The organism is Nocardiopsis sp. LOL_012 (genome assembly GCF_048060475.1).
Lineage (GTDB): Bacteria > Actinomycetota > Actinomycetes > Streptosporangiales > Streptosporangiaceae > Nocardiopsis.
In genome coordinates this window covers 1-275 of the sequence record NZ_JBHMIV010000142.1, presented here as the reverse complement: position 1 = coordinate 275, position 275 = coordinate 1, and the positions used below count along the sequence as shown (strand labels likewise).

1 protein-coding gene is annotated in these 275 nt (G+C 71.6%); it reads left to right on the top strand.

What is annotated here, in order from left to right; translation table 11 throughout:
* Positions 1–10: 10 nt before the first annotated feature.
* Positions 11–275 (top strand): phosphopantetheine-binding protein (locus tag ACFHWE_RS23825; RefSeq protein WP_416604118.1); only part of this gene is annotated, 265 nt, incomplete at its 3' end.

Here is a 275-nt window from a genome sequence, read left to right as displayed (position 1 = left end):
CCTGGAGTCGGTGACGATCGACGACTCCTTCTTCGACCTGGGCGGGCACTCCCTGCTCGCCGCACGGTTGATCAGCCGGATCGGCACGGCCTTCGGTGCGGCGCCGACCCTGCGCGAGGTCTTCGCCCGGCCGACGGTGTCCGCGCTCGCCGAGCACCTGGTGGAGACCGCTGGTGCCTCCCGTGAGGCCTGGAACCCCGAGCCGCTCCGCATGGAGCGTCCGGAGCGGGTGCCGTTGTCGTTCGCGCAGCGCAGGCTGTGGTTCCTGGACCGTC